Below are 4347 nucleotides of genomic sequence, written 5' to 3' on the forward strand. Positions count from 1 at the left end.
CCAGCCCGGCCCCCGAGCCCGCGACGATGCGCGGCTGCGCCACCTCGGTGGCGACCTGGTCGCCGCCGATGGGCAGGTTGGCGTCGCGGAAGACCTCCTCGGCGACGGCGAAGCGGCGGCGGATCGCGCCGACCGCGCCGCGCCCGGAGCCCTGGCCGGGGAACAGGAACGCCACGCGGGGCGCGTCCGGCCGGTCGTCCAGGAACACGCCGTCGGCGACGTCGAACGCGGTCGCGCCCTCGTCCACGGCGGCGATCAGCCGGGCCACCTTGCGCTCGGCCTCCTCGGGCGCGCGGGCCACCACGGCGGCGCGCAGCGACGCGCCGGTGAGCCGGGCGGCCAGCGCGCCCGCCAGGTCGCCCAGCTCGGCGAAGGCCAGCTTGGGCAGCAGCGCGGCGACCTCGGCCAGCCGCGCCTTGAGCGAGGCGCGGTCGACGGCGTCGAACAGCAGGACCTCGGCGTCCTGGCGGCTCGCGACCAGAGTGGCGGTGCGCTCGTCGAGCCGGTCGCGGCGGGGCGCGTCCGGTGCGGCCTCCAGCGTGATGTGGGTGTTGATGCCGCCGAAGCCCATCGCGGACACGCCGGCGCGGACCGGGCGGTCCTCCGGCCACAGCTCGGCCTCGCGCGGCACGTACATCACGGCGTCGTCCGCGGTCAGCTTCGGGTGCGGGTCGTGCTGACCGGTGCCCGGCGGGATGACCTGGTGGTGCACCGCGAGCGCGGCCTTGATCAGCCCGGCGACGCCGGCGGCGGCCTTGGTGTGCCCGAAGTTGCCCTTGACGCTGCTCAGCGCGGCCGGGCGGGCCTGCGGGTCGGCGGCGCGGCGGGCGGAGGACAGCGCCTCGATCTCGGTCTCGTCGCCCAGCGCGGTGCCGGTGCCGTGGCCCTCGAAGTAGGAGACGGTCTCCACGCCGTACCCGGCGCGGCCGTAGGCGCGGTGCAGCGCCAGGCGGTGGCCCTCGGCCTCGGGGCGGGTGATGCCGCCCTTGCCGTCCGAGGACACGCCCCACCCGGCGATGGTCGCGTAGACGCGCAGCCCCCTGGCCAGCGCGTCCTCCTCGCGCAGCAGCACCAGCGCACCGGCGCCCTCGCCGGGCCAGAAGCCGTTGGAGTCCTTGTCGTAGACCTTCATCTCGCGCTGGGCCAGCGCGCCGGTCTTGGCGAAGCCGATGACCTCGAACGGGTCGATCGACAGGTCCACGCCGCCCGCGACGGCCACGTCCAGGTCGCCCTCGACGAGGGACTTCGCGGCCGTGGCGACCGACAGCAGCGACGAGGAGCAGGCGCCGTCCACGGTGTAGCCGCCGCCACGCAGGTCGAAGTGGTTGCAGATGCGGCCGGCGATGGTGTTGGCCAGGCCGCCCGCCAGCGAGTCCTCGTCGATCGGCGGGAACGGCGCCTTGTACTGCTCCTCCAGGTCGCGCAGGAAGCCCGCGGTCTCGTCCTCGGGCCAGCCCTTCGCGGTCAGCGCCGCGGCGACCGTGCGCCGCACGTACGGCCAGCGCAGCCGCATGATGTTGGCGCGGGAGAACTCGCCGGTCAGGCTGTTGCCGAACAGCACACCGGTGGTCCGCTTCGGCAGGCCCTCGCCGTCGGGGAAGCCCGCGTCGGCCAGGGCCCGCGCGGCGACGTCGAGGGCCAGCCAGTGGGTCATGTCCGTCGAGCGGAACGTGCTGCCCGCGACGCGGTAGCGCACCCGGTCGAACTCGAAATCGCGCAGCACCGCCGCTTTCGCGGAGTAGAAGCGGTCCGGCGCGGCGGGGTCCGGTGAGTAGTAGTCGTCGTGGTTCATCCGCTCGTCGGGCAACCTGCGGAAGGCCCGCCGACCGGCCAGGACGTTCTCCCAGAGCTCCCCGGTGGAACCGGCATCGGGGTAGCGCAGCCCGATGCCGACGATTGCGATCCGCTCACTGCTCATGCTTTCACCGTCTCTGTGGCCTCTGCGATCCAGCCCGGACAATGCCGTTGTGCGAAAACAGGTCGAACGCACGAACGGCGCTTCCAAGAATGCGCGCAAGGTAATCGTGCCGGACGCCGCGACGGCTTTGCTTCTCCGGTTGTGCCCTGCCTACCAGCGCTTTTTGAATAACACCGTGATTTATATTTGCGGTGCGCCAGCCCGGCGAATGCGCCTTCGGCTTGCGGTGGTCCGAAGCGCGTTCGCGCTGCGCAATTCAGGAGAAGCGCCCCGGCCGGCGCGCGGGGATGCTGTACGCACCCTGCGGCCCGCACCCCGGGCCACCCTCCCGCGGAGGAGATCGGATGGCGCGCACCGGAACCGACCAGTCCACGCCCGTCCCCGCCGGCACCGGCACGTCGGTGTTCTCCACCGGCCACGTCCCCCGCCGGCGCGGCCTCGTGCTCCTGTTCAGCGCGATCGCCGGCTTCCTGCTCACCGTGGTCTGGTCGGCGGAGTTCGTCGACGCCACGATCGGCGACGCCGTGGCCGACACCCTGCTGGGCCACGACGCCAAGGGCACGCCCATCACGGGCGTGGCGGCGGGCATCGCGTTCGCCTTCGCCACCGGCGTGGCGGGCACGTTCACCGCGTGCAACATCGCCGCGTTCGGCGCGGTGGCCCCGCTGCTGGGCTCATCGTCCTCGCGCTGGGCCCGGTTGCGCACCGCCCTCAAGCCCCTGGGCTGGCTGGCCGTCGGCATGATCCCGGTGTCGGCGCTCTACGGCGCGCTGGTCGGCCTCGTGGGCACGCGGATGCCCCAGTTCTCCACCGCCGCCAACCAGCCCGGCGTGCTCAGCGCCCGCAGCGTCCAGTCCCTGGTGGTGTTCGGGGTCATCGGCCTGGTGATGGTCTACCTGGGCCTGGCGGCGCTGGGCTACGTGCGCGACCCCTTCCGGCGGATCGCCCGCCGGTTCCCCAACGCGCCCATGGTGTTCATGGGCGTCCTCATTGGAGGATTCCTCATCGGTCGCCCGTTCGGGTTATTCCGGCAGATGTTCCGTGACGCGGCGGAGAGCCGGAATCCCCTGTACGGCGCAGCGGCGTTCACCCTTCAGTCGATCGGCAACATCGTGATCATGGCGCTAGTGTTCCTCGCACTGGCGTACCTCACCGGCGGCCGTTTGCAGCGGTGGCTCTCGGCCGATCCGGCGAGGGTCGCCGCCATCACCGCCGCCGCGCTGATCGTCGCCGGTGTCTTCACCTTCCTGTACTGGGACGTCAGGCTGCTGGCCCGGCGGGAGATCATCCCCTGGTACCCGACGGCGCCCTGGTCCTGACCCGCGTCGAGAGGACACCCATGCCCATTCCCACCGAGCCGATCGGCAGCGTGCCCCGTCCGCCGGAGCTGGTCCAGGGCTTCCAGGACCACGCGGAGGGCCGGATCGACGACGCCGCGCTCCGCCGGTTGACCGACGCGGCGTTAGCCGACACGGTGAGCCGCATGGCGGCCACCGGCTCCCCGGTCGTCACCGACGGTGAGCAGGACAAGCCGAGCTTCCTCACCTACCCGGTGGCGGGCATCCCGGACCTGGCACCCGGCGGCGCGGTGGTCCCGTTCGCCGACGGCCACACCCGGCAGCTCCCGGTGCTGACCAGCGGCCCGTTCCGGTACGCCGCGCACGCGGTCGACCAGCTCCGCGCCGCCCGGCGGCTCACCGACCTGCCGGTCAAGCAGGCCGTCATCGCGCCCTCGGCGCTGAGCCTGCTCTACCCCGCCGACGGCATCGACGGCTACCCGCGCGAGAAGTTCCTGGCGGACCTGGCGGACGAGGCCGAGGCCGACATCCGGCAGTGCCTGGAGGCGGGCGCCGACTCGGTGCAGCTCGACTTCACCGAGGGCAGGCTGTCGCTCAAGCTCGACCCGTCCGGCGGGCTGCTGCGCGACTTCACCGCGCTGATCACCACCGTGCTGGAGCGGTTCTCCGCCGAGGAGCGCGCCCGGATCGGCGTGCACACCTGCCCCGGCGGCGACCAGGACTCCGCGCACAGCGCGGACGTCGACTACGCGGAGCTGCTGCCGACGCTGTTCGCGGTGCCGGCGGGCCGGTTCTACGTGCAACTGGCGAGCGAGCCCGACCGCGAGCGGGTGTTGGCCGTGATCCGGGACCACCTGCCCGCCGGCGCGCGGGTGTTCGTCGGTGTCGTGGACCCGATCGACCCCCGCGTCGAGACGGCCGAGGAGGTGCGCGACCGCGTGCTGGAGGCGGCGCGGTTCATCCCGCTGGAGCAGCTGGGCACCTGCGACGACTGCGGTTTCTCGCCGTTCGCCGACGACACGTCCACCTCGCGCGACACCGCGTTCGCCAAGATCGCCGCCCGCGTCGAGGGCACGCGGCTGGCCGCCGAGGCGCTGGGCGCCTGACCGCTCCCGCCGGCGCCGCGCGGGC

General features: G+C 73.2%; 3 protein-coding genes. 2 read left to right on the plus strand and 1 reads right to left on the minus strand.

Annotation, left to right across the window (positions count from 1 at the left end):
* Positions 1-1918 (minus strand): beta-ketoacyl synthase N-terminal-like domain-containing protein (locus tag ACFV4N_RS39365; RefSeq protein WP_499677779.1); only part of this gene is annotated, 1918 nt, incomplete at its 3' end.
* Between the two features lie 344 nt (positions 1919-2262).
* Here ACFV4N_RS39365 and ACFV4N_RS39370 point away from each other — a divergent pair.
* Complete coding sequence (locus ACFV4N_RS39370) at positions 2263-3237, plus strand: hypothetical protein (protein WP_499677780.1); 975 nt, start codon at positions 2263-2265, stop codon at positions 3235-3237.
* A gap of 20 nt (positions 3238-3257) precedes the next feature.
* On the plus strand, positions 3258-4322 hold the full coding sequence (locus ACFV4N_RS39375; protein ID WP_499677781.1) for a cobalamin-independent methionine synthase II family protein: 1065 nt from the start codon (positions 3258-3260) through the stop codon (positions 4320-4322).
* Positions 4323-4347 lie beyond the last annotated feature (25 nt).

Origin of the sequence: Actinosynnema sp. NPDC059797 (genome assembly GCF_042732085.1) — a bacterium.
In the GTDB taxonomy this organism is placed as follows: Bacteria; Actinomycetota; Actinomycetes; order Mycobacteriales; family Pseudonocardiaceae; genus Actinosynnema.

What these genes read in the sequence shown, in the direction of transcription:
- ACFV4N_RS39370 (WP_499677780.1), top strand. Translation starts at nt 2,263, where the DNA reads ATGGCGCGCACCGGAACCGACCAGTCCACGCCCGTCCCCGCCGGCACC.
- ACFV4N_RS39375 (WP_499677781.1), top strand. Translation starts at nt 3,258, where the DNA reads ATGCCCATTCCCACCGAGCCGATCGGCAGCGTGCCCCGTCCGCCGGAG.